This is a genomic window from Ekhidna sp. (assembly GCF_965247405.1).
GTDB lineage: Bacteria > Bacteroidota > Bacteroidia > Cytophagales > Cyclobacteriaceae > Ekhidna.
Window position 1 is genome coordinate 759364 of record NZ_OZ252014.1, and the last position, 20938, is coordinate 780301.

The window sequence follows — 20938 nt, forward strand, 5'->3', positions numbered from 1 at the left end:
TATTTCTTTTATTGTTGGGATTAAAAATTTCAGCGCAAAAGTAGTTGAAAGTGAGGAGAATTTTTAGACTGAAGCACCTTGAAATCTAAGCCTGAACTTTTGTATGGGTCTCAATTAAAACAGGTTATCCCTTGGAAGATTAAAAATCTACTATCTTTAACTATAGCCACTTGCTAAGTGCATCACGAATGATTCAAGACCTCTACATACCTAAAAGTAAACGTCTTCAGCAAGTCATAAACTTTATGAGTTATGCAGAGCAACAACCAACTGACCCATGTGAAGATTGGTTGTCTTTGTTCCCAAATGTCACCACCAATATTGCTATTTGTCTTTCTGATCACATTGAGTTTAAGGATACTAAAAGGGAGACCGGTGTTTCTACCGCATGCACCACCACGGTGAGTATGAAATGTACTCATAACCTTCGCTTGGTAACCGTACAATTTAAGCCTTACGGGTTATATGCATTTAAACGTATTCCAATGCATCAGCTGCTCAATGCTAACAATAGTATGGAAATGTTATTTCCTCAGAGTGATTGTGAACGCTTAAGAGACGAGCTTCTCTGTGCTAATGAAGTTCGGCAGCTATTTGAAATACTGGAGAATTACATGGAGCGACAGGTGCAGAACATTTGCTTCGATACTCGTTTAAGTCATTTAATCTCTATGATCCACACATCGAATCGACTAACGATGGATGAATTGAGTGATGAAGCATGCCTATCTGCCCGAGGATTGCGAAAATTGTTTACCAATCAGATTGGACTTTCGCCTGGTTACTATCAAAAAATCATTCGCTTCAATAAGACAGCTCAACAGTTGTCCTTAAAATCCAATCAATCATTCACGGAAGTTGCCCTTCTAAACGGCTTCTACGATCAGGCTCATTTCATCAAAGACTTTAAAAGTATTGCCGGTATATCTCCGGGAGAATATTGCCGTACTCATGGAAAGAGTTCCGATTTTTACAATTTTCGTTCTGAGGCACCCATTACTTTCGAATAGTTAATTTTTAGTTTAATGATTCAACCTAAAAGATCTATTTCAACCAGCTTTCTCTTTGCATTCTCTCTGATGGCGCTTGCTCAGTCATACACAGGTCCCATTATTGACATGCATTTGCATGACTACACCCAAGAAAATCACTATGCAGTTCCAGCTAAAGATGGTACCATGCCTCCAATAAACGTTTCAGATTTCAGAGCTGAAGTGATGAGGTATATTGCTAAACACAATATCGTAAAAGCAATGGTCAGCCCTGCAGCGGGCTTGATGGACCTGGATGAAAACAATGTATTTATACCGGGATACATGACTGAACAACCCCCGACTGATACTACAGCTTTCAAAGAGCTGATTATCTCGGGAAAGATGAAGGTGTTTGGTGAAATAGGTGCCATCTATGGAGGTTATACGCTTTCAGATCCAGCTTTCGAACCTTACCTGAATATCTGTGAACGATACGACATACCTGTGGCTGTTCACACTGGTGGAGGTCCACAAGAAACCACCTTTAGGTGCTGTCCTCATTTCAGATTGAAACTGGGAGATCCGTTGGAGATTGAAGATGTAATCGTAAAATACCCTAAACTAAGGATATATATGATGCATGCCGGTGAAGTGTTCTACGAAAATGCTCTGCGCTTGATGGCCATGTACCCAAAGCTCTATGCAGACCTAGGTGTTCTTTTGTGGGTGGATGTGATGCCAATGGATTATGCAGAACGCTTTTTGAAAAAAGCTAAACAGTATGGATTAATAGATCAAATCATGTTCGGTTCTGACCAGATGGTATGGCCCCATGCAATCGAAAAAAGCATCAACACCTTGAACGGTTACGATTTTCTTTCTTCGGAAGACAAGGAAAAAATTTTTTACAGTAATGCAGCAAGGTTTATGAGGCTGTCTGATGAAGAAGTAGCCAAACATCAATCAGAGGATTGATCAAACGGGTGAGTTATCATGCACCCAACAATCCTGCAACCAGGAATCCTAAATAAGTCCCAAGTCCCGCTCCCAAAGAACCAGCAAGAATAGCTGGAAGAATCAGGTCATTTCGTTTTACACTTTTGGCTAGAGCCAATGCAGTGCTAGGGCCTCCAATATTAGCTTGAGATGCTATTGCAATTATTGACCAGTCAGACTTTAGAAGAGTTCCGCACAGAAGAAGAAAGAGACCGTGAATTAAAACGATTATTGTAGTGAAGAGGAATATATCTAACGCATTTGACCCGACTTCAATAAGCGCACCGATCTCACAAAAAGCACCTACAACAGCCAGAAAAAGATAGATGGCAAACATCCCCAGCAGCTTTGCTCCAGGTATGGCCTGAATGATTTTGAATTGTGCTAATACAAGAGCGATAGTAGTTAAAATCAAAATTGAGGGAATATTTACCCCTGAACCGCTCAGCCAATCGGAGAGAAAATTAGAAAGAAACAACACTCCTGTCCCTATGAATAAAATGATTGCCAGGCTCATGGGACCGACGGATTCCGTCTCTCGTTCTAATTCACTATCGTGATTATCATCACTTAAAATACTTGTGTGTGGTCTGACTTTTTGCATAACGATCGGTATGGTTAGAGTGATGACCATCCAAATAGCAGTCACGATATTATCAGCCACAACTACACCAGTGTAGACAGCCCCCTCCCTAAACACCTCATAATGCAGGGCTACTGCATTGAAATTGGCACTTCCGCCTGTGTAAGTACCCGTCATCATACCAGCAATAGCAGCAGAATTTGCGCCAAAAATCATTTCGTAATCGATCATATTTAGTGCAACAATGACGCCTATCATGGTGCCAACACTACCAAGCACAAAGGCAACAAGCATTGGAATCCCGGCTTTCCTTAGTTCTTTTAAATTCACTCCCAGCAGCAGAAAGAAAATACTTGCAGGAGCTACATATTTAAAAATGCCTTCATAAATGGGACTGGAATCAGAGGCCGAAGGAATTAGCTCAAGGTTTGCGACAATAGCTCCTAGTATTATCACAAGTAGTGAGCTGCTTATGTGCTTTAAAAACGTGTGTTTGCAGAGCCATTCACTAACAAAAACCAACATGAAAAGAACAGCGAGAATAAACAAGGGCTGGTAGGTCATTCTTCTAAAGTAATAACTTATTTTGTGTCTTGTGTCCTTGTTTATTTGCTATCATAATTAAAAACTGTGATCATGAAATGTTTGGAAGTACACAGACTTGAAGAATCGTCACTTCCTGATGCTTATGCATTCTTAGAGACGGTCTTTACACATGAACAGCAGATACCTAAAGAACTAATCCCTTTAAAATTCGAAACGCAATTCTGGTGGTGTATTCAAGCCGATGGAAACATAGTTGGAACCGTTGCTGCCTGGAAGGATAGAAAGGAATGGCACTGGGGCCGTTTGGCTGTGAGCGTCCATCAAAGAGGAAATGGTCTTGGAAAGAAGCTTGCAGTTCAATCCTTTAGTGATCTATTCCAAATGGATATTCGAGAAATAATCATTGATGCAAGAGACGTTACCGTGAAGCTATTACTGTCACTGGGAGCAAAAATTACTGGACTCACTACGGAGTTTTACGGTATCCCGATCACACCAATGATTCTCAGTAAGGAAGACTTTGATACGTTTCAATCTCAGTGATTAAACCACATTCACTTCCCGCTCCAGCTCTATTCCAAATTTCTGTTGAATAGATTTTTGGATGTGTTGGGAAAGTTTGAAAAGGTCTTTGCCCCTGCCCTGACCAAAATTAACCAAAACGAGTGCCTGTCTATCATGGACTCCTATCTCTCCATCTTTGTATCCCTTCCATCCGGCCTTTTCTATCAGCCATCCTGCCGGTACCTTAATATGATCATCATCAAGTGGATAGGACTTGATATCGGGAAATTCAGCTTCCAATGCCTCATAGTGAAGTTTTTCAATGATGGGATTTTTGAAAAAGCTACCCGCATTCCCAATTTCCACTGGATCAGGAAGCTTAGACTGACGAATGTTAATAACTGCCTGGCTGACATTCTTTAGTGTCAACTCTCCTACACCCATCTCTTCCAGTGTGTCTTTGATGGCACCATAGGATATATTAAAGTGAGGTTTCTTAGTTAGCTTGAAAAATACTTTCGTAATCACAAATTCATCTTTGAGTTCGCCTTTGAAAGCAGAGTACCGATAATCGAACTTGCAGTCTTCCTTGTAAAAAGGAATGGTCTTACCGCTTTTTATTTCATAGGCCTCCAAAGAATGAAATACCTCCTTTAACTCCACTCCATATGCACCTATATTTTGCATAGGTGCAGCGCCCACAGTTCCTGGGATCAATGAGAGGTTTTCAACACCCCCAAAGCCCCGCTCAACACACCATAATACAAACTGGTGCCAGTTTTCACCGGCACCAACTGAAACAAGTACGTCCTCTTCAGTTTCATTTTGAATCTGAATGCCACGAATTTCATTCTTGGCAACAACCCCCGTGAACCCACGGGTAAACAGAACGTTTGATCCTCCTCCAAGAATCATCTTTTTCTGGGATCGAAATCGTCCTGTCTGATAAATCTCGTCCAGGTCGTCGATAGAATCAATAATGGCTAGAAAACCTGCATTTTCATTCAGGCCGAAGGTATTGTAAGGTTTCAGCGATACGTTTTGTTGTACTATCAAAGTGCGATCAATTTCACACGAAAGTAATCTATCAGCAAGTTTTAAACATATCTTTTCAACCAAAGGTGTACATCATCCCACATTTCAGAATTCTCATTTCTGAAAAATCCAAAGTGACCAATCTTTCGTTTTCCAAAATCAGATGGATACCAGTGATGATGTTCCTTATTCAAACTTCCATATTGATGATAAAGCTGTTCTACTGCATACTTTGGAGCCAGTAGCTTATCGTCAGAAATGCTTATAAAACGCAAGGGAATATTTACTTCTTTAAATGCCTTGAGCCTATTAGTGTCATCTTGCAAAACTCCATTCTTGTGTCTGCCCCAGGTTGCCCATTCTGTTGCCACTCCTTTTGGTAAATCATATTTACCTCCATAAGCCCAATTTGGTAATTTACCTGTCAATGTGGTTGTGGTTGGCAAAATCAAATTCCATAGTAGCAACACACTTAGTTTTTGTGGACCTGTCCAGTAGTATCTGGATGCAGTTTGACTGGCAATAAAATAAGCGGCATTCACCAATGACTTATTTTTGGCGAGAGGGAATATTTGTCCCCCAACACTATGCCCCACCAAGAAGATTTGTGGATTGTTTCCATTTTTTGCCACCCAGTCAATCACAGCGGTTAAATCCTGCTCTCCCCAATTTGTCATAGATGCAGCAGGATCATTCATCTTTATGGTTGAATCTCCAATCCCCCGATAGTCAAAAGTGACCACCTGGAAACCTTGCTCTACCAACGACTGAGCAAATCTTCCGTAATAAGACCTTTGAGCCCCGGTAGCAGCTGATATGATTACCGCTGGCTTTCCTTCTCTTCCAAAATGTGTGGCTGCAATGAGCTTCCCATCTCCACACGCTATCATAAAATCATTTTGCATATCTACTCAATATCATCAGAGCAGTATTACGCTTGTGTGTAGAGTAGGTTTGTGAAACCAGGTTGACAAATGGTGTACTTATAGCTTAATTCTGATAGACCACCTCTCCACCAATCATTGTCATAGTGACGTTGGTATTCAAAATATCATCTTCAGTGATCGTCATAATATCTTTATCCAAAACAGTCAAATCTGCCCACTTTCCTACTTCGATACTTCCTTTTCTGTCTTCTCGGAAGGCAGCATAGGCAGCATCCAACGTGTACGAGCGAAGTGCCTGCTCTCTGGTCATTTTTTCTGAAGGCTCATAGCCACCATCAGGACTACCTTCCAATGTTCGTCTACTTACAGAGGCATAAAAACTAGCTAAAGGCGTGATTGGCTCTACCGGAGCGTCTGTTCCATTAACGATCCTAGCTCCAGATTGCAAGAGTGTTTGCCACATGTAAGCTCCCCATTCGATTCGCTGCTGGCCCAAACGGTCAATGGCCCAGGGCCTATCTGATGCCATATGAATGGCCTGCATGGAAGGAATAACACCCATATCTGCAAACCGTGGGATATCGTCTGGATGAAAGTGCTGTGCATGCTCTATTCTGAATCTTGGCTCTTTTGGAGCACTTTCAGGGTAAAGCTTAAAGGTTCTCTCATAGATATCTAAAACCTCCCTATTCGCACGATCCCCAATTGCATGAACACATACCTGAAATCCTGCCTTGTACGAACGTTTAGTGACTTCTTCGATATCATCCATTGGCATAACATTATGTCCATGAACGCCTGGAGCATCGGTGTATTCTTCCAGTAACCAAGCCCCTCTTGAGCCTAAAGCTCCATCAGCATAGAGTTTAACTGATCTCACTGTCAATTGATTGTTATAAAGATCTTCTTCAATTCCATTCTTAAAATATTCGTCCAGTAGTTCCTGATCTCTACCATTCAACATTACATAGAGTCTCAGTTTCAAATCTCCTCTTTCAGCAAACTCTTTATAAAGATTGATATGTTCAGGGCCCGAGCCAGCTTGATGGAATCCCGTAATGCCATATTTAAAACATTGCTCCAGGGCCAATTTTAACGCCTGTTCATCGCTTTCTTTCGTAGCACTGGGAATTTCATTACTAATTAGTCTTTGAGCCGTTTCATTAAAGATACCCGTAGGTTCGCCGCTCACACTCAAGAATATTTCCCCACCTTCAGGCTGAGGAGTCTCACCATTGATTCCGGCAACCTCCATGGCTTTTGCGTTTGCTAATGCCGCATGACCACTCGCATGCTTTAGATATACAGGATGGTTAGGAACAGCCTCACTCAATAGATCATGTGTCGGAAATCCGTTGGTCATCTCAGGTTTCTCAGTCCATTTGTCCTGATGCCACCCTCTTCCAGTAATCCATGTACCTTCAGGGGAGTTAGCAGCCCTTTCTGCTACCATATCTACTACCTCTGTATAGCTCTTTGCTTCACGAAGATCCACATTCAAAAGGTTATACCCCACTCCCATGATATGCGCATGTCCTTCGGTCAATCCCGGAACCATCGTTTGTCCATTGAGATCAATTACCTTCGTTTCCTTCCCAAGAAATGCATCTGAACCTTCCTTTGACCCCACATACAAAAATGTATCTGCTTTAACTGCCACAGCTTCTACGATAGGGTTCCCATCGTCCATGGTATAAATCGAACCATTGAAGATGATGGTATCTGCAGCTAATTCTGGCTCTGGCTTTTGACATGAAAGAGCGATCAATGAGAGAAGAAGTATTTTAATGTATTTCATAAAAAGATGTGATTTAGAATTACGCTTAAAGTTAACCCTATGAATGGTTTTATAAATCAAATTCCCTAAATTTGCGCTCCGTTCCAAAATGGAATGGCTCTGGGCGAGAATCGTCAGAGAATGTTAAATGAAAATGCTGATCAGTGCTGACTCCAACTGACACAGTGTACCTAACGGGAGTCATTTTTTATTATGGCAAAAAAAGAAGAAACTGCTAAAGCGGAGGAGAAAGAAACCAAAGCAAAAGCAACTGCTGCTAAAAAAACCACGACAAAAAAGGCAGCAACTAAAAAAGCAGAGGACAAAAAAGAGGAAGTGAAAGAAGAAAAGAAAGCTTCCAAACCAACTGCTAAGAAAGAAACCAAAGCAAAGGCTGAGAAAAAAGAAGAAGCGAAAGCTGAAACTAAAAAAGCAGAGAAGAAAGAGGTGAAAGAAGAAAAAGCAGCCAAAGCTGAACCTAAGGCGGAGAAGAAAGAAGAGGAGAAAAAAGAAGAGCCTAAAGCAAAAAAAGCACCAAAGAAAGAAGTTCCTGAAATCGAACCACAAGACGATGATTTCGATTTCGATTCTGATGGTGGCTTTGAGGATGAGTATTCTGAAGAGGATCGTAAAGCGATGGAAAAGCTTTATGAAGACACCCTGACTGAAATCACTGAAAAAGAGCTTATCACTGGTACTGTGGTAGGTATTACTGATAGAGAAGTAATTGTTAACATCGGCTTTAAATCTGATGGACTTGTGTCTCTTTCAGAATTCAGGGACATGTCAGACTTGAAAGCTGGTGATGAAGTACAGGTATATATTGAAGAGCAGGAAAACGCCAATGGCCAACTTGTTCTTTCAAGAAGAAAAGCAAAAATTGTTAAGGCATGGGAATCTATTCAGAGTGCACTTGACAATGATTCTGTAATCGAAGGTTTTGTAAAGCGAAGAACCAAAGGTGGATTGATCGTAGACGTTTATGGCGTTGAGGCTTTCCTTCCTGGATCGCAAATTGATGTGAAGCCTATCAGAGACTTTGACGTATTCGTAGGTAAGTCTATGGAGGTGAAGGTTGTGAAAATCAACTACACCAACGATAACGTAGTAGTTTCACACAAAGTACTGATCGAGAAGGATCTTGAAGAGCAAAAAGCTGAGATCCTGAACAACCTTGAGAAAGGTCAGGTACTGGAAGGTGTAATTAAAAACATGACCAACTTCGGGGTATTCATCGATCTAGGTGGTGTAGACGGACTCCTTCACATTACAGATATCAGCTGGGGACGAATCAATCACCCGGAAGAAGTGCTTTCACTAGACGAAAAAGTGAATGTTGTAGTGTTGGATTTCGACGACAACAAGCAGCGAATCTCGCTAGGTATGAAGCAGCTTACAGATCACCCATGGGATTCACTTGATAAGGATATCGATGTTGGATCTAAGGTGAAAGGAAAGATTGTGAATGTGGCTGATTATGGTGCATTCCTTGAAATCATCCCTGGAGTGGAAGGATTGATCCACGTTTCTGAAATGTCATGGTCTCAGCACCTGAGAAATCCATCTGATTTCTTGAACGTTGGTGATGAAATAGAAGCTGTTGTTCTTACCATTGACAGAGAAGAGCGTAAGATGTCTTGCGGCATCAAGCAGCTTACTGAAGATCCATGGACAAAACAAGATGTACTTACTAAGTACGCAATCGGAACTGAGCACAAAGGAACCGTTCGAAATCTGACAAACTTTGGTTTGTTCATTGAACTTGAAGAAGGTATCGATGGTCTCGTGCACGTTTCTGACCTTTCATGGACGAAGAAGATCAAACACCCATCTGAGTTTGTGAAAGTTGGTGATGAGCTGGAGGTGAAAGTAATGGAGCTCGATGTGGAGAACAGAAGGCTGGCACTTAGCCACAAGCATCTGGAAGAGAATCCATGGGATACTTTTGAAACTGTGTTTACAAAAGGATCTACTCACAAATGTACAATTACTAGTGTTGGAGATAAAAACGCGACAGTAGAGCTTCCTTACGGACTTGAGGGTCAGGTATTACCTAAAAACCTTAAGAAAGAGGATGGCACTAACGCAGCTGAAGGTGAAACTTTAGAATTCAAAGTGCTTGATTTCTCTAAAGATGACAAGCGAATTGTTCTTTCTCACACTTCTATTTGGAATAAAGATGCTGAGCAGCCGAAAGCAGCTTCTGCGAAGAAGTCTGGCGGCAAGAAAGGAAACACCCTTGACAAGATCAACAAAGAAGTTGAGAAGTCTACCCTGGGTGACCTTGATGCACTATCAGCATTGAAAGACAAAATGGAAGACGCAGGTAAGGCTGCTCCTAAAAAAGCAACAAAGGCCAAGACCAAGAAAGAGGAAGAAGAAAAAGAAGATAAGTAATTCATTATACGAGTCATCGACCACTGGTTGGTGACTCGTTTTTTCCTACTTTTGCAATCATATTTTAAGGCGCTGTGGCCGAGTGGCTAGGCAGAGGTCTGCAAAACCTTTTACAGCGGTTCGAATCCGCTCAGCGCCTCTTTATAAAACGACCTTCGGGTCGTTTTTTGTTTAAAATAAATTGCGGATGAGAACCGTAGGTTCGAGACCGAAGGTCCATGAAGGGGGGTGCGCATGACTTATGCGTATGAATAATCCGCTCAGCGCCTCTTTATAAAACGACCTTCGGGTCGTTTTTTGTTTAAAATAAATTGCGGATGAGAACCGTAGGTTCGAGACCGAAGGTCCATGAAGGGGGGTGCGCATGACTTATGCGTATGAATAATCCGCTCAGCGCCTCAAGTAAGCGATCCCTTGGGGTCGCTTTTTTTGTTTCTATATAGCGGATGAGAACCGTTCGGTTCGAAATGCGAAGCATTCACGAAGGTTTGTGCGCATGGATAAGCGTATGAGATAAATACGAAGCATTCAGGAAGGGTTGTGCGCATGGATAAGCGTATGAGATAAATGCGAAGCATTCGCGAGGGATTTAGCGCATGCACGTGCGTATGAGCAATCCCTGCCTGCGGCAGGCAGGCGCTCAGCGCCTCAAGTTAGCGATCCCTTGGGGTCGCTCTTTTTGTATGAATAAACGGAAGTGAAAAGCTCATAACCAAAAAATACTTATAAAATCTTAGACTCAGTATACAGGTCATAAGCAGCAACAAAAACATCACTTATGTTGCTTCGATCATCCTGGTATTTTTCCAGATCAGACCTGTCAGACAAGTAAACCGGGCGGTAGTCTTTCTCCATCTCATCCCAAAGAACAACCAGGTAATCGTACCTAATCTTACTCTCTCTTCCCTTTGTCAGCCATTCATCAAAACGATCCTCCTCAAGGGAAATATGGAAGTTTAAATTTTCAAACATGTTTATGTAAAGTTCGACAACAAAGAAAACCCGTTCAGCTTTCGCCAAACGGGTTTTAATATTATTTATTGAAAAGAATGATTACATCACCCCCACTTCATTTCCATATTTATCAACTAATACCGGATCGCCTGGACCGTCTACTCTTAACTGATCATACTGAGTCGCCTTATCCCCAACTATTACGAAGATGTAGTTGCTCAAATCAAAGTACTCATTTGCAGTGGTCTGAACGCTTTCAATAGTCGCACTGGTAACCGTCTGCTGTTCCTGATCAATGTAATCCTGCGGAAGTCCATATGTACTGATATTATGAAGAATACCTAAAAGATTATATAATGTCTCAAAGTTCCTTGCATTCTCCTTTATCATAGAAGTTTTTGTCTTTGTCAAATCCTCTTCTGTGTAGGTTTCAGCATATGTTCCAATCACCTCCTTAAAAGTGTCCAATGCATCCTTTGTTGTAGAGGATTTCACACTGGAAAAAGCTGTGAAGGTTCCTGGAGCCATGACATTTCTACCTGGGAACGAGTATGCTCCATAAGTAAATTGCTTTTCTTCTCGTAGAATCTGAAACAATCGACCTGACGATCCGTCTCCCAGACGATCATTAGCCACCATGATTTCATTATACGCCGGATCATCAGAAGGTACGGTCAATCGGGCGATTCTTATTACAGACTGCTTAGCGTTTGGTACATCCACAAAATACACCTGAGGTTCAGAAGGTACAGATGACACAACATAATTTGGCATACTCACCTCTTTTTGCTCCCACTCAGTTTTCAACCTACCCAGTGCGTCAATCGCTCGGGCTTGTGTGACGTTCCCAGCTACATGATAATTGGTCACATTCGGTGCAAAATTATTGTTGTAAAACGCCTTCAAATCATCAATGGTGATATTCTTAACATGATCCTCATATCCAATCGATGGATGTCCCAGAATATGTTCTTCGCCATATAGCTTCTTATCAGTCACTACCGTTGCGATTGCATTTGGATTAGTCTCTCGCTGCTTGATTGACTGAAGGGTCTGATTAATGATTCGGTCAAACTCTTTCTCATCCCAACGTGGTTCCAACAATATTTCCTGAACCAACTCCATGGTAGCCTCAAAATTTCTGGATAGGCAATTACCAGAAACCTGTATGTATTCATCAGCAGTGAACATGTTCAGGTTTGCCCCTAGTTGACCGATCGCATCCTCCAATTCTTCCGGAGTTTTATTGGCAGTGCCCTCCATCATGATATCAGTCATGAGGTTTGCAACACCTATTTTATCCATATCATCCAGATAATGACCTCCCATGATTCTCATGGAGAAATTCACCAGTGGAAGCTCATTGGCTTCTACACCATAAACATCAATGCCGTTTTCTGTTTGAGAGGTCCAGATTGCAGGAGGAGTAACAAGTGGTGCTTCTCCAAACTCTGGTTCTACTGAGCGGTCAAAAGAAGATTCTGTTTTAACAATGGTAAAATCGCCCTCCTCTTCTATTACTTCGCTCTGACCAAACTCATTGATCCCTTCTTCTTTAATATCAGCCATGGCAGCTCCCTCCATTGCTAAGTCAGCGGATCCTTTAGGTACAAAATTCGTCACAATATGATCCTTGTTTAAAATATATTTTCTAAACACTCGCATCACATCTTCCTGTGTAACTGCCTTAATGTTTGCAATATCCTTTTCAATAAATCCCGGATCACTTGCATACTCATTATAGCTAGCTAGTTGGAATGCCTTTCCCAACACACTGCTAATACCATTGTAAAAATCCGTTTCCAGACCTGCCTTGATCCTTTCAAGATCCTTTATGTCAAAACCTTCCTTATCAAAATCGGCTAATGTCTGATTGATCACTGAGCGAACAGTATCTAAATCAGTACCTGCATTGGCTCTTACACGGATGGTGAATGTGCCCGCCAACTCGTTTGAGCTATTGTACGTGGAAACATCCGGGGCAACTTTTGCCTCTTCTACAATCGTCTTATATAGAGGAGCACGTTTTCCATCATCAAGTATTTGTCCAAGAACGTCCAATGCCCATTGATCCGGGTGGAACTGCTCTACCGTAGGATAAGTCATCCTTATCTCAGGGAGTTGAGCAAAGTTATCTTCGTAATAGAAGGTTTTGGTTTCATCCAGTGTTACTGGCTGAGGATCCATTGGTGTATCTATTCCTCGGGATGGTATTTCGCCGAAGTACTTACTCACCAATTGCTTTATCTCCTCTTTATCAATGTCGCCTGCGATTACCAAGGTAGCATTGTTTGGTCCATACCACTGCTCATAAAACTCTTTTACGTCATCCAGCGTGGCATTCTGAAGATCCTCTAGTTCTCCAATGACAGTCCAATTATATGGATGCCCTTCTGGATAAAGGGCTTTTAGGATTACACTTTGCGTGTGTCCATAAGGCTGGTTGTCTACACGTTGACGTTTTTCATTTTGCACTACTGGTTTTTCACCTTCAAGACTCGCCAAGGAAACCGCGTTGATGAAGAAGCCCATTCGATCAGACTCCATCCACAATACTTTTTCGAGAGCATCTTTAGGTACCACCTCATAATAAATGGTTCCATCAGTCCACGTACCGCCATTAAATGTTCCACCCCATTCATTAATATTCTTAAAGAATCCACCTTCAGGCACATTTTCAGATCGCTGGAATAGCATATGCTCAAAGAAGTGTGCAAAACCGGTTCGGCCGGGCTTTTCTCTATTTGACCCCACGTGAACCAGAATAGATACAGCTACAATAGGATCTGAATCATCCTGATGAAGCACTACATCCAGCCCGTTATCCAGTGTAAACTTTTCGTAATCCAGAGATAGCTCATCGCTACCCCCTCCATCGCTGAGTGATGTACATGATGACATGAACACTATCATGGCAATGAACATGATAGATAGGTTCTTAAAATTTTTCATTTCTACAGTTAAAAGGTTTTTATTCAAACGCATGATAATCATTGAAAGTACAGCATGAAAAGAATTTCATATAAAAGGTTTCTTTTGATACCTAAAAGGGCATGATGATTAAAATTGATTACCTCAAAAAGTAGAACTACTTTTGCACCTTCAAAAATCAAAGCAAGATCACATGTCGACGAAAATTGGTATTAACGGATTTGGACGGATTGGAAGACTAAGCTTTCGAGCGCTCCTTGAAAAAAACAATGTAGATGTAGTGGCGATCAATGACCTTACTGATACGCACACTTTGGCTCACCTTTTAAAATACGATTCAAACCACGGAAGATTTCCAGGAACAGTGGAAGCCGATGATAATAATATCATCGTAAATGGGAAAGCAATTCCCGTATACGCTGAAAGGGATCCTGAACGCCTACCATGGAGTGACTTAGGAGTTGAAATCGTTCTTGAGTCAACCGGAATTTTCGTTGATGAAGCAGGTGCTGGTAAGCACTTGAAAGCCGGTGCAAAAAAAGTCGTTATTTCTGCGCCTGCCAAAGGAGATATCCCAACAGTAGTACTTGGCGTAAACGATGACATCTTAACTGGTGATGAAACGATTCTTTCAAATGCTTCATGTACCACCAATTGCCTTGCGCCGATGGCCAAAGTGCTTGATGATGCATTTGGACTAGAAAAAGGATACATCACTACTGTACACGCCTACACTGCTGACCAACGAATCCAGGATGCCCCTCATAAAGACTTGAGAAGAGCTAGAGCGGCTGCTGTTTCAATCATCCCAACATCAACTGGTGCAGCTAAGGCAGTAGGGTTAGTACTCCCACATTTAAATGGCAAACTGGACGGTATCGCTATGCGAGTCCCTACTCCTACCGGATCATTGACAGACTTAACATGTACCGTAAGCAAAGATGTAACTGCTGAGGAAGTGAATGCAGCTATGAAAGCCGCTGCTGAAGGTCCAATGAAAGGCATTCTGGAGTACACAGAAGATCCAATCGTATCCATTGATATCGTGGGGAATCCGCACTCAAATATCTTCGATGCAAAGCTTACATCTTGCCAGGGCAACCTGGTGAAAGTGGTAGGATGGTATGATAATGAGGCTGGATACTCAAGCAGAGCTGCAGATCTTATTGCTAAGCTTGCTGGCTAACGTGCTAAATATCAAAAATTAAAAAAGGGACTCTAATCGAGTCCCTTTTTATTTCTTCTTTAACTCTGGCCTATGCAATATTCGTGTACACTGCCTGCACATCATCGTCATCTTCAATTTTGTCAAGCATCTTCTCGATTTCATCCAATTGTTCCTCAGTGAACTCCACTGGATTATTTGAGATTCGCTTGAGTGTTGCTTTCTTCACATCGATTTCAAGATCCTCCAACACCTTATTCATCTCTCCGAACTGGGTATAATCTGCGTAGGCATAGAAAGTACCTTCATTCTCTTCCAGTTCTTCCAAACCTCCATCGATGAGTGATAGCTCCAGCTCCTCACGATCCATTCCTTCTTTTTTCTCAAACTCAAATACCGCCTTTCGATCAAACATAAACTCCAGGGATCCTGAGGGCACAAAACTTCCACCCGCTTTATTGAAATAGGACTTCACATTCGCAACCGTCCTTGTTGTATTGTCAGTAGCCGCTTCTACAAATACCAGCACTCCATGTGGCCCCTTGCCTTCATAGGTCACCTCGTGAATTTCATCTATATCTTTTCCGGAGGCGCGCTTGATTGCATTCTCAATGTTATCCTTTGGCATGTTCTCCGCCTTGGCATTTTGAATCGCCGTTCGGAGCTTGGCGTTCATTTCGGGATCAGCACCCCCCTCTTTCACGGCGACAGTAATTGCCTTTGCGAGCTTAGGGAAGACTTTACTCATCTTATCCCATCGCTTTTCTTTCGCTGCTCTTCGGTATTCAAACGCTCTTCCCATGATGTTATCTTTTGAATTTAAGGTGCTGCAAATTAAGCAGATGGTAGAATTAAAATCAAGGATGTTTTTTCTTCCATACGACATTCAAAATGACACCCGAAAGCACCAACGCCATTCCTCCGTAAGTGACCAAATTGTAAGTCTCATCAAAAATGATGAAACCGAATGCCAATGAGTAAATGATTCCAATATAGGTGAGGATGGATACCTTGTTTAACTCTTCTTTCTGGTATGCTTTCGTCATCAGGAATTGAGCGATCTGGGTAGTGATACCCACCAGTATCAAAACCAACCAATCATAGCCAATTGGCTGAACCCAAACAAACGAAGACCAGACAGCTGAAATCGGTAACATGATTAATGGGAAATAGAAGATAATCACCAATGGGTGTTCACTGGTTTTTAGCTTGCGTATGAAATTATATGCTAGCCCCATGAATAATGAGGCACTTATTCCCATAACCAGGTGGACAAACGAAATCCGGGGATCAAACCCCTGAATAATCAAAATACCAGTAAAACTCAAGGCAAAAAATAACCATTGAATATTCCTTACTTTTTCACCAACAATAAAGATTCCCAGTACAGCCGTAAAAATGGGAGCCAGGTATTGAAGTGTCGAGGCTGTTGCCAGTGGGATTTGTTGAAGTAAGCTGAAATAGATAACCAGGGCAATGGCGCCCGCTACCCCTCTGCCAATCAGGTAAGTCTTGTTGTTACCCCAGATATTTACACGTTGCTTACTGAGAAAAAAAATGCTTATTGCCAAAGAAATAACCGACCGAAACAGGATAATCTCGATGGCGGGTATATGAGGCACCAGCTTTACACACACTTTCATTATGGTGAAAGTGAATGATGCAAAAAGCATGTATCTAACTCCCTGACTCAATACTTATCAAGAAGTTATAATTCCATCCTTAATTTCAAGCTTTCTATCTGCCATTCCAGCGAGCTCCATGTTATGAGTGACTATGACAAAAGTTTGCCCCATTTTGTTTCTCAGATCAAAAAAAAGTTTGTGCAAGTCATCCGCACTTTGAGAATCCAGGTTTCCACTAGGCTCATCAGCAAATACAATGGAAGGGTCGTTAATAAGCGCTCGAGCTACTGAGACACGCTGTTGCTCACCTCCGGATAGTTCTGAGGGCTTGTGGTCCTTCCTCTCTATTATATTCAATACTTTTAGGAGCTCTTCCGCCCGCTTTTCCGCTTGCCTGTCTCCCTTGATGTAGGCAGGGATACAGATGTTTTCTATCGCGGTGAATTCAGGAAATAGGTTATGAAACTGAAAAATGAATCCGATTTCCTCATTTCGAAATTTGGACATTTTTTTTTGAGAGAGGGACGAGATTTCAACCCCATTCAAACTCACATTGCCCTTATCCGGTGTGTCAAGGGTTCCAAGTATATGCAGGAGCGTGCTCTTTCCTGCCCCGGATGCTCCAACAATGCTCACCACCTCTTCATTGTCAATGGATAGATTGATTCCCTTAAGGACATCCAATCCATTATATGATTTGTGGATATTATCGGCTTTCAGCATGGCGGCAAAGATATGCTTATCATCCAGAAATCCGCTATCAGCATGATTTCAACTTGGTTATACGTTCGTGATGATTTAGCTTCGCAGAAAATTTAGTTCCCATGAATGAGCATGATGCTTAACTCTAACTGAGCAATTATAAAAGCATAAGTTTGAAGTTGTAGCAAACCGCTGATTTAAGAAACATTGAGCAAATGAATATTCACGAATACCAAGCCAAAGAAATCTTAAAGTCATACGGCGTAACCATCCAGGAAGGTGTGGTTGCTGACACACCAGATAAAGCAGTGGAAGCTGCAAAAGAACTGAACAGGGAAACTGGTACCGAATGGTATGTGATCAAAGCCCAAATTCATGCCGGCGGACGAGGAAAAGGAAAAGTCAACGAGACTGGATCAAATGGTGTGGTATTGGCAAAGAGCCTGGATGATGTAGCACCAAAAGCCAAGGATATCTTAGGAGGAACCTTGGTGACACACCAAACCGGTGCTGAAGGGAAAAAAGTAAACAAGGTGTTGATCGCTCAGGATGTATATTATCCCGGAGAGTCAGATCCTAAAGAATATTACCTGTCCATCCTTTTGGACAGAGCTACCGGAAAAAACGTTATCATGGCCTCTACGGAGGGAGGAATGGATATTGAAACCGTAGCTGAAGAAACACCCGACAAAATAGTAAAAGAGTGGATTGATCCGGCCGTTGGACTACAAGGATTTCAGGCCAGAAAAGTGGCTTTTGCACTGGGTCTGGAAGGTGAAGCGTTCAAGGGTATGGTCAAGTTCATCTTCGCGCTCTACAAAGCATATGAAGGAACAGATGCATCTCAATTTGAGATCAATCCGGTACTTAAAACATCTGACAATAAAATCCTTGCTGTAGATGCTAAGGTGAATATCGATGATAATGCATTGTATCGTCATAAGGACATTGCAGAGCTAAGAGACCTGACTGAAGAAGATCCATTGGAGGTTGAGGCTGGAAAATCAGGTCTGAATTATGTGAAGCTTGATGGTAACGTAGGATGTATGGTGAATGGAGCCGGACTTGCGATGGCTACCATGGACATCATCAAACTATCAGGCGGTGAGCCAGCCAACTTCTTGGATGTAGGCGGAGGAGCAAATGCACAAACCGTAGAAGCTGGTTTTAGAATCATTCTGAAAGACCCGAATGTGAAGGCAATCCTTATCAACATTTTCGGTGGGATTGTTCGATGCGACAGAGTAGCAAATGGTGTAGTAGAAGCATACAAAAATATTGGAGACATCAAGGTACCAATCATTGTGAGACTACAGGGAACCAATGCTGAAGAAGGAGCTAAAATCATTGAAGATTCAGGATTGAAAGTGACTTCAGCAATTGTATTAAAAGATGCAGCTGATAAAGTGAAAGAAGTACTTTCATAAAATAATTACGCAAAGTATTTGTGGCCCTGATAGAATCCTATCAGGGCTTTTTTTATTCTTATTCCTTTGTTCATCGATCGAATTGTATAATTCAAAGAATCATTTGGGGGTACTTGAGATGTATGTGGACTTATAGTTGACAACAAAATAGATTCAATTATGAGTTACGTTAGATTTTTTTTATCAGTGCTTACGGTGATTGTTTTGCTTGTCATGCTGAGTTAAATAGACTACTAAAAACCTGAAAATACAATCACCGCTGAAATGTAAAGCCCCCCTGACGACTTTGTCAGGGGGGCTTTTGTTTCTAATCCAGCCAATCCTCTCTCAATTACCTCACCAATGAGATTCCCATGACTCGACCTCCTTTCGTCGGTCTCCCAAGGGAATACGGAACGAAGGTGAAATAAACTCCGCCCTATCCCCTTGCGAACGAGGAACGAGTGAGACTTGGGGATCTTCAGTCCAGTCAACCACTTCGTACTTCTTAATCACGAATAGCTTTTGACTTACTTATTAAATTTAATTGGTTCCTTCTATATTTGCGACCCTGAAAGCAAGTAAGCTTTATGCACTCGTAGTTCAACTGGATAGAATACCAGATTTCGGCTCTGGGGGTTGAGGGTTCGAATCCTTCCGAGTGCACATTTAAGCATCTATCAGTTGATAGATGCTTTTTTATTTACAACTAGTCAAGTCACTATTTCTATAAACGATACAGGAAGGATGAGAACCTCGGCTCGAAACCCATAGGGTTCACGAGGGGCCGAGCGTATGGTTTGGAGAATGAGTAATCCTTCCGAGTGCACTTAAAAAAAGAGAGTCCTCAGACAAAATTGTCTGGGGACTCTTCTTTTTCTATCTCTTTTTACACCTATCAACTAGATTTCCATGACTTTAATCTGCGAAACTCCCTACTCACACGGCTGTCAGGTTAAAGATTCTAGATTTCTTCGAAATTGTACGGATCATTCTTGGTATTAAAACGAAATCTTATCTATTGAACCAAGACCCAAAGATTCACTTTTTCCATCAGCAGTCATTCCTTCCACCTTTACCATGTCCATCTCCACTTCCAGTTTAGTGTTGTTACTTCTCACCAATATGACACGATAAGTAGGAACTCCTTTCTTTTTTCTCACTGTCTCTTTGAAGCTTATGCGTTTGATTTCGTTAATTTTTATACTCCCAGGTTTCCCACGATATGAATAGCTAATTATGTCTTTTGTTCCAGCATCTTGCTTTTGGTAAAACATAGCCCGACTCAAAACGATTTGGTCACCATTGTTTTTAACGATAGTGACCGAGGATTGAGCAAATGAAAATAGTATAGCTATTAAAAGTAGTTTCATAGATTAATACAATTTTTCATACGTAAGTTACAAAAAGTATTCGGTCGTTTGAGTATATCAATGCTATATTTATGCCAAAAAAGATAATGGAAGAAAAAGAGACGAATTTTGGAGAATGGGCAGATTCATTGACTGTGTCTGACGTGTCTAATGTGATGCTTATAATAGTGTTTTCTATCGTAATTATATGGTTGGTGGTTCGTACGTTTAGAAACAAACCTTCTGCTTAAAGCTTAGCCGAACAGTTCTTACAAAAGATCGCATCCTCATCGTGTCCTTTTTTTCCACAAGCTGCGCACGTTCGTTTATTTGATTCTTCCGTTTTCTTATTTCTTTCAGCCTGAGCAATTTCAGTTGTTACAATACCTGTAGGTACCGCTATAATGGCATACCCCATTAGCATCAGTAAGGACGCGAACGCTTGTCCTGTTATTGTTTGAGGAGCAATATCTCCGTAACCAACTGTAGTTATCGTGACAATGGCCCAATAAATACTTCTTGGAATGCTTGTGAATCCGCTTTCACCCCCTTCAATCATATACATCAGTGTGCCCATAATCATTGCCAATGTGAACACTGCTCCCAGAAAAACAAAAATCTTGTAGCGACTCGCAGCAAGGGCATTGGACAAAACAGATGCTTCCCTTAGATACCTTCCCAGTTTTAGAATTCTGAAAATACGCAACAGACGTAATGACCTGATTACAACAAGGTAACTACCACCTGCCATAAATAAGGTGATGTAAGTAGGTAATGTGGCTAGCAAGTCAACAATTCCAAAAAAGCTAAATGCATACTTCTTGGGTTTTGCAGTGATAAACAAACGCAGTAAGTATTCTACGGAGAAAAGCACAGTAAAAAACCACTCCAGAACTACAAATACTGTATCGTAAGATTCTCGAATTTCCTTCACGCTTTCGAGCATGACGCTCACTACGCTGAGTACAATGGCCCACAGGAGCACTATATCAAAAAGCTTACCTGCTCGTGTTTCAGTACCGAAAACAATCTCAAATAATTGATTTCTAATACGTGGGAAGTGTTTAAAGTTGGGCTGGGACATACGATAAAAATACTATGAAA

Annotated in this window: 18 protein-coding genes and 2 tRNA genes; 9 read left to right on the plus strand and 11 right to left on the minus strand. The window is 41.6% G+C overall.

Translation table 11 applies throughout. The annotated features are described in order from the left end of the window. Positions 1-188: 188 nt before the first annotated feature. Together ACP14Y_RS03365 and ACP14Y_RS03370 are read left to right on the plus strand one after the other, a co-directional pair. Positions 189-1010 (plus strand): helix-turn-helix domain-containing protein, encoded by an 822-nt coding sequence (locus ACP14Y_RS03365; protein WP_424961561.1) that lies wholly within the window; start codon positions 189-191, stop codon positions 1008-1010. Positions 1011-1025: 15 nt separating this feature from the next. Further along, a complete protein-coding gene (locus ACP14Y_RS03370) occupies positions 1026-1949 on the plus strand; it encodes an amidohydrolase family protein (RefSeq protein ID WP_424961562.1) in 924 nt (307 codons plus the stop codon). A 16-nt stretch (positions 1950-1965) separates the two neighbouring features. Here ACP14Y_RS03370 and ACP14Y_RS03375 read toward each other — a convergent pair whose 3' ends face one another. Next, the gene (locus ACP14Y_RS03375) at positions 1966-3117 is read right to left on the minus strand and encodes a DUF819 domain-containing protein (protein WP_424961563.1); all 1152 of its coding nucleotides are present in this window, start codon (positions 3115-3117) and stop codon (positions 1966-1968) included. 72 nt (positions 3118-3189) lie between these two features. On the opposite strand from ACP14Y_RS03375, the gene ACP14Y_RS03380 reads away from it, so the two are divergent. Beyond that, positions 3190-3642, plus strand: coding sequence for a GNAT family N-acetyltransferase (locus ACP14Y_RS03380; RefSeq protein ID WP_424961564.1), 453 nt, complete (start codon positions 3190-3192; stop codon positions 3640-3642). Here the strand turns inward: ACP14Y_RS03380 and murB are convergent, their stop codons facing one another. The 3 genes from murB to ACP14Y_RS03395 all read right to left on the minus strand — a co-directional run bounded on the left by murB (position 3643) and on the right by ACP14Y_RS03395 (position 7323). After that, complete coding sequence (gene murB, locus ACP14Y_RS03385) at positions 3643-4659, minus strand: UDP-N-acetylmuramate dehydrogenase (RefSeq protein WP_424961565.1); 1017 nt, start codon at positions 4657-4659, stop codon at positions 3643-3645. A gap of 41 nt (positions 4660-4700) precedes the next feature. After that, a complete protein-coding gene (locus ACP14Y_RS03390) occupies positions 4701-5528 on the minus strand; it encodes an alpha/beta fold hydrolase (protein ID WP_424961566.1) in 828 nt (275 codons plus the stop codon). A gap of 100 nt (positions 5529-5628) precedes the next feature. Then, on the minus strand, positions 5629-7323 hold the full coding sequence (locus tag ACP14Y_RS03395) for an amidohydrolase (RefSeq protein WP_424961567.1): 1695 nt from the start codon (positions 7321-7323) through the stop codon (positions 5629-5631). A 192-nt stretch (positions 7324-7515) separates the two neighbouring features. Here ACP14Y_RS03395 and rpsA point away from each other — a divergent pair, with 192 nt between their 5' ends. Both rpsA and ACP14Y_RS03405 read left to right on the plus strand, forming a co-directional pair. Continuing rightward, positions 7516-9699, plus strand: a complete 2184-nt coding sequence (rpsA, locus tag ACP14Y_RS03400; RefSeq protein ID WP_424961568.1) for a 30S ribosomal protein S1 — start codon at positions 7516-7518, stop codon at positions 9697-9699. A 68-nt stretch (positions 9700-9767) separates the two neighbouring features. Next, a tRNA-Cys gene (locus tag ACP14Y_RS03405) sits at positions 9768-9838 on the plus strand. A 584-nt stretch (positions 9839-10422) separates the two neighbouring features. On the opposite strand, the gene ACP14Y_RS03410 is transcribed toward ACP14Y_RS03405, so the two are convergent. After that, entirely contained in the window at positions 10423-10671 is a 249-nt protein-coding gene (locus tag ACP14Y_RS03410; protein WP_424961569.1) for a hypothetical protein, read from the minus strand. Between the two features lie 81 nt (positions 10672-10752). Beyond that, positions 10753-13605: a M16 family metallopeptidase gene (locus ACP14Y_RS03415; protein WP_424961570.1), complete on the minus strand. Its 2853-nt coding sequence runs from the start codon at positions 13603-13605 to the stop codon at positions 10753-10755. A gap of 172 nt (positions 13606-13777) precedes the next feature. On the opposite strand from ACP14Y_RS03415, the gene gap reads away from it, so the two are divergent. Continuing rightward, complete coding sequence (gene gap / locus ACP14Y_RS03420) at positions 13778-14770, plus strand: type I glyceraldehyde-3-phosphate dehydrogenase (RefSeq protein ID WP_424961571.1); 993 nt, start codon at positions 13778-13780, stop codon at positions 14768-14770. A gap of 70 nt (positions 14771-14840) precedes the next feature. On the opposite strand, the gene ACP14Y_RS03425 is transcribed toward gap, so the two are convergent. The 3 genes from ACP14Y_RS03425 to ACP14Y_RS03435 are packed head-to-tail and all read right to left on the minus strand — an operon-like array spanning position 14841 to position 17097. Next, a complete protein-coding gene (locus ACP14Y_RS03425; RefSeq protein ID WP_424961572.1) occupies positions 14841-15551 on the minus strand; it encodes a YebC/PmpR family DNA-binding transcriptional regulator in 711 nt (236 codons plus the stop codon). 55 nt (positions 15552-15606) lie between these two features. After that, entirely contained in the window at positions 15607-16422 is an 816-nt protein-coding gene (locus tag ACP14Y_RS03430) for a DMT family transporter (protein WP_424961573.1), read from the minus strand. A 27-nt stretch (positions 16423-16449) separates the two neighbouring features. Beyond that, positions 16450-17097: an ABC transporter ATP-binding protein gene (locus tag ACP14Y_RS03435; protein WP_424961574.1), complete on the minus strand. Its 648-nt coding sequence runs from the start codon at positions 17095-17097 to the stop codon at positions 16450-16452. Between the two features lie 194 nt (positions 17098-17291). Here ACP14Y_RS03435 and sucC point away from each other — a divergent pair, with 194 nt between their 5' ends. Together sucC and ACP14Y_RS03445 are read left to right on the plus strand one after the other, a co-directional pair. Continuing rightward, positions 17292-18503 carry an ADP-forming succinate--CoA ligase subunit beta gene (gene sucC / locus ACP14Y_RS03440; protein ID WP_424961575.1) on the plus strand — a complete coding sequence of 404 codons (1212 nt, stop codon included), beginning with the start codon at positions 17292-17294 and terminating at the stop codon, positions 18501-18503. Between the two features lie 571 nt (positions 18504-19074). Continuing rightward, positions 19075-19148 (plus strand) — tRNA-Arg (locus ACP14Y_RS03445). A 335-nt stretch (positions 19149-19483) separates the two neighbouring features. Here ACP14Y_RS03445 and ACP14Y_RS03450 read toward each other — a convergent pair. Continuing rightward, positions 19484-19855, minus strand: coding sequence for a hypothetical protein (locus tag ACP14Y_RS03450; RefSeq protein ID WP_424961576.1), 372 nt, complete (start codon positions 19853-19855; stop codon positions 19484-19486). Between the two features lie 71 nt (positions 19856-19926). Here ACP14Y_RS03450 and ACP14Y_RS03455 point away from each other — a divergent pair, with 71 nt between their 5' ends. After that, on the plus strand, positions 19927-20085 hold the full coding sequence (locus ACP14Y_RS03455; RefSeq protein WP_424961577.1) for a hypothetical protein: 159 nt from the start codon (positions 19927-19929) through the stop codon (positions 20083-20085). On the opposite strand, the gene ACP14Y_RS03460 is transcribed toward ACP14Y_RS03455, so the two are convergent. After that, on the minus strand, positions 20082-20918 hold the full coding sequence (locus ACP14Y_RS03460; protein WP_424961578.1) for an ion transporter: 837 nt from the start codon (positions 20916-20918) through the stop codon (positions 20082-20084). The genes ACP14Y_RS03455 and ACP14Y_RS03460 overlap by 4 nt on opposite strands. Positions 20919-20938: the final 20 nt, after the last annotated feature.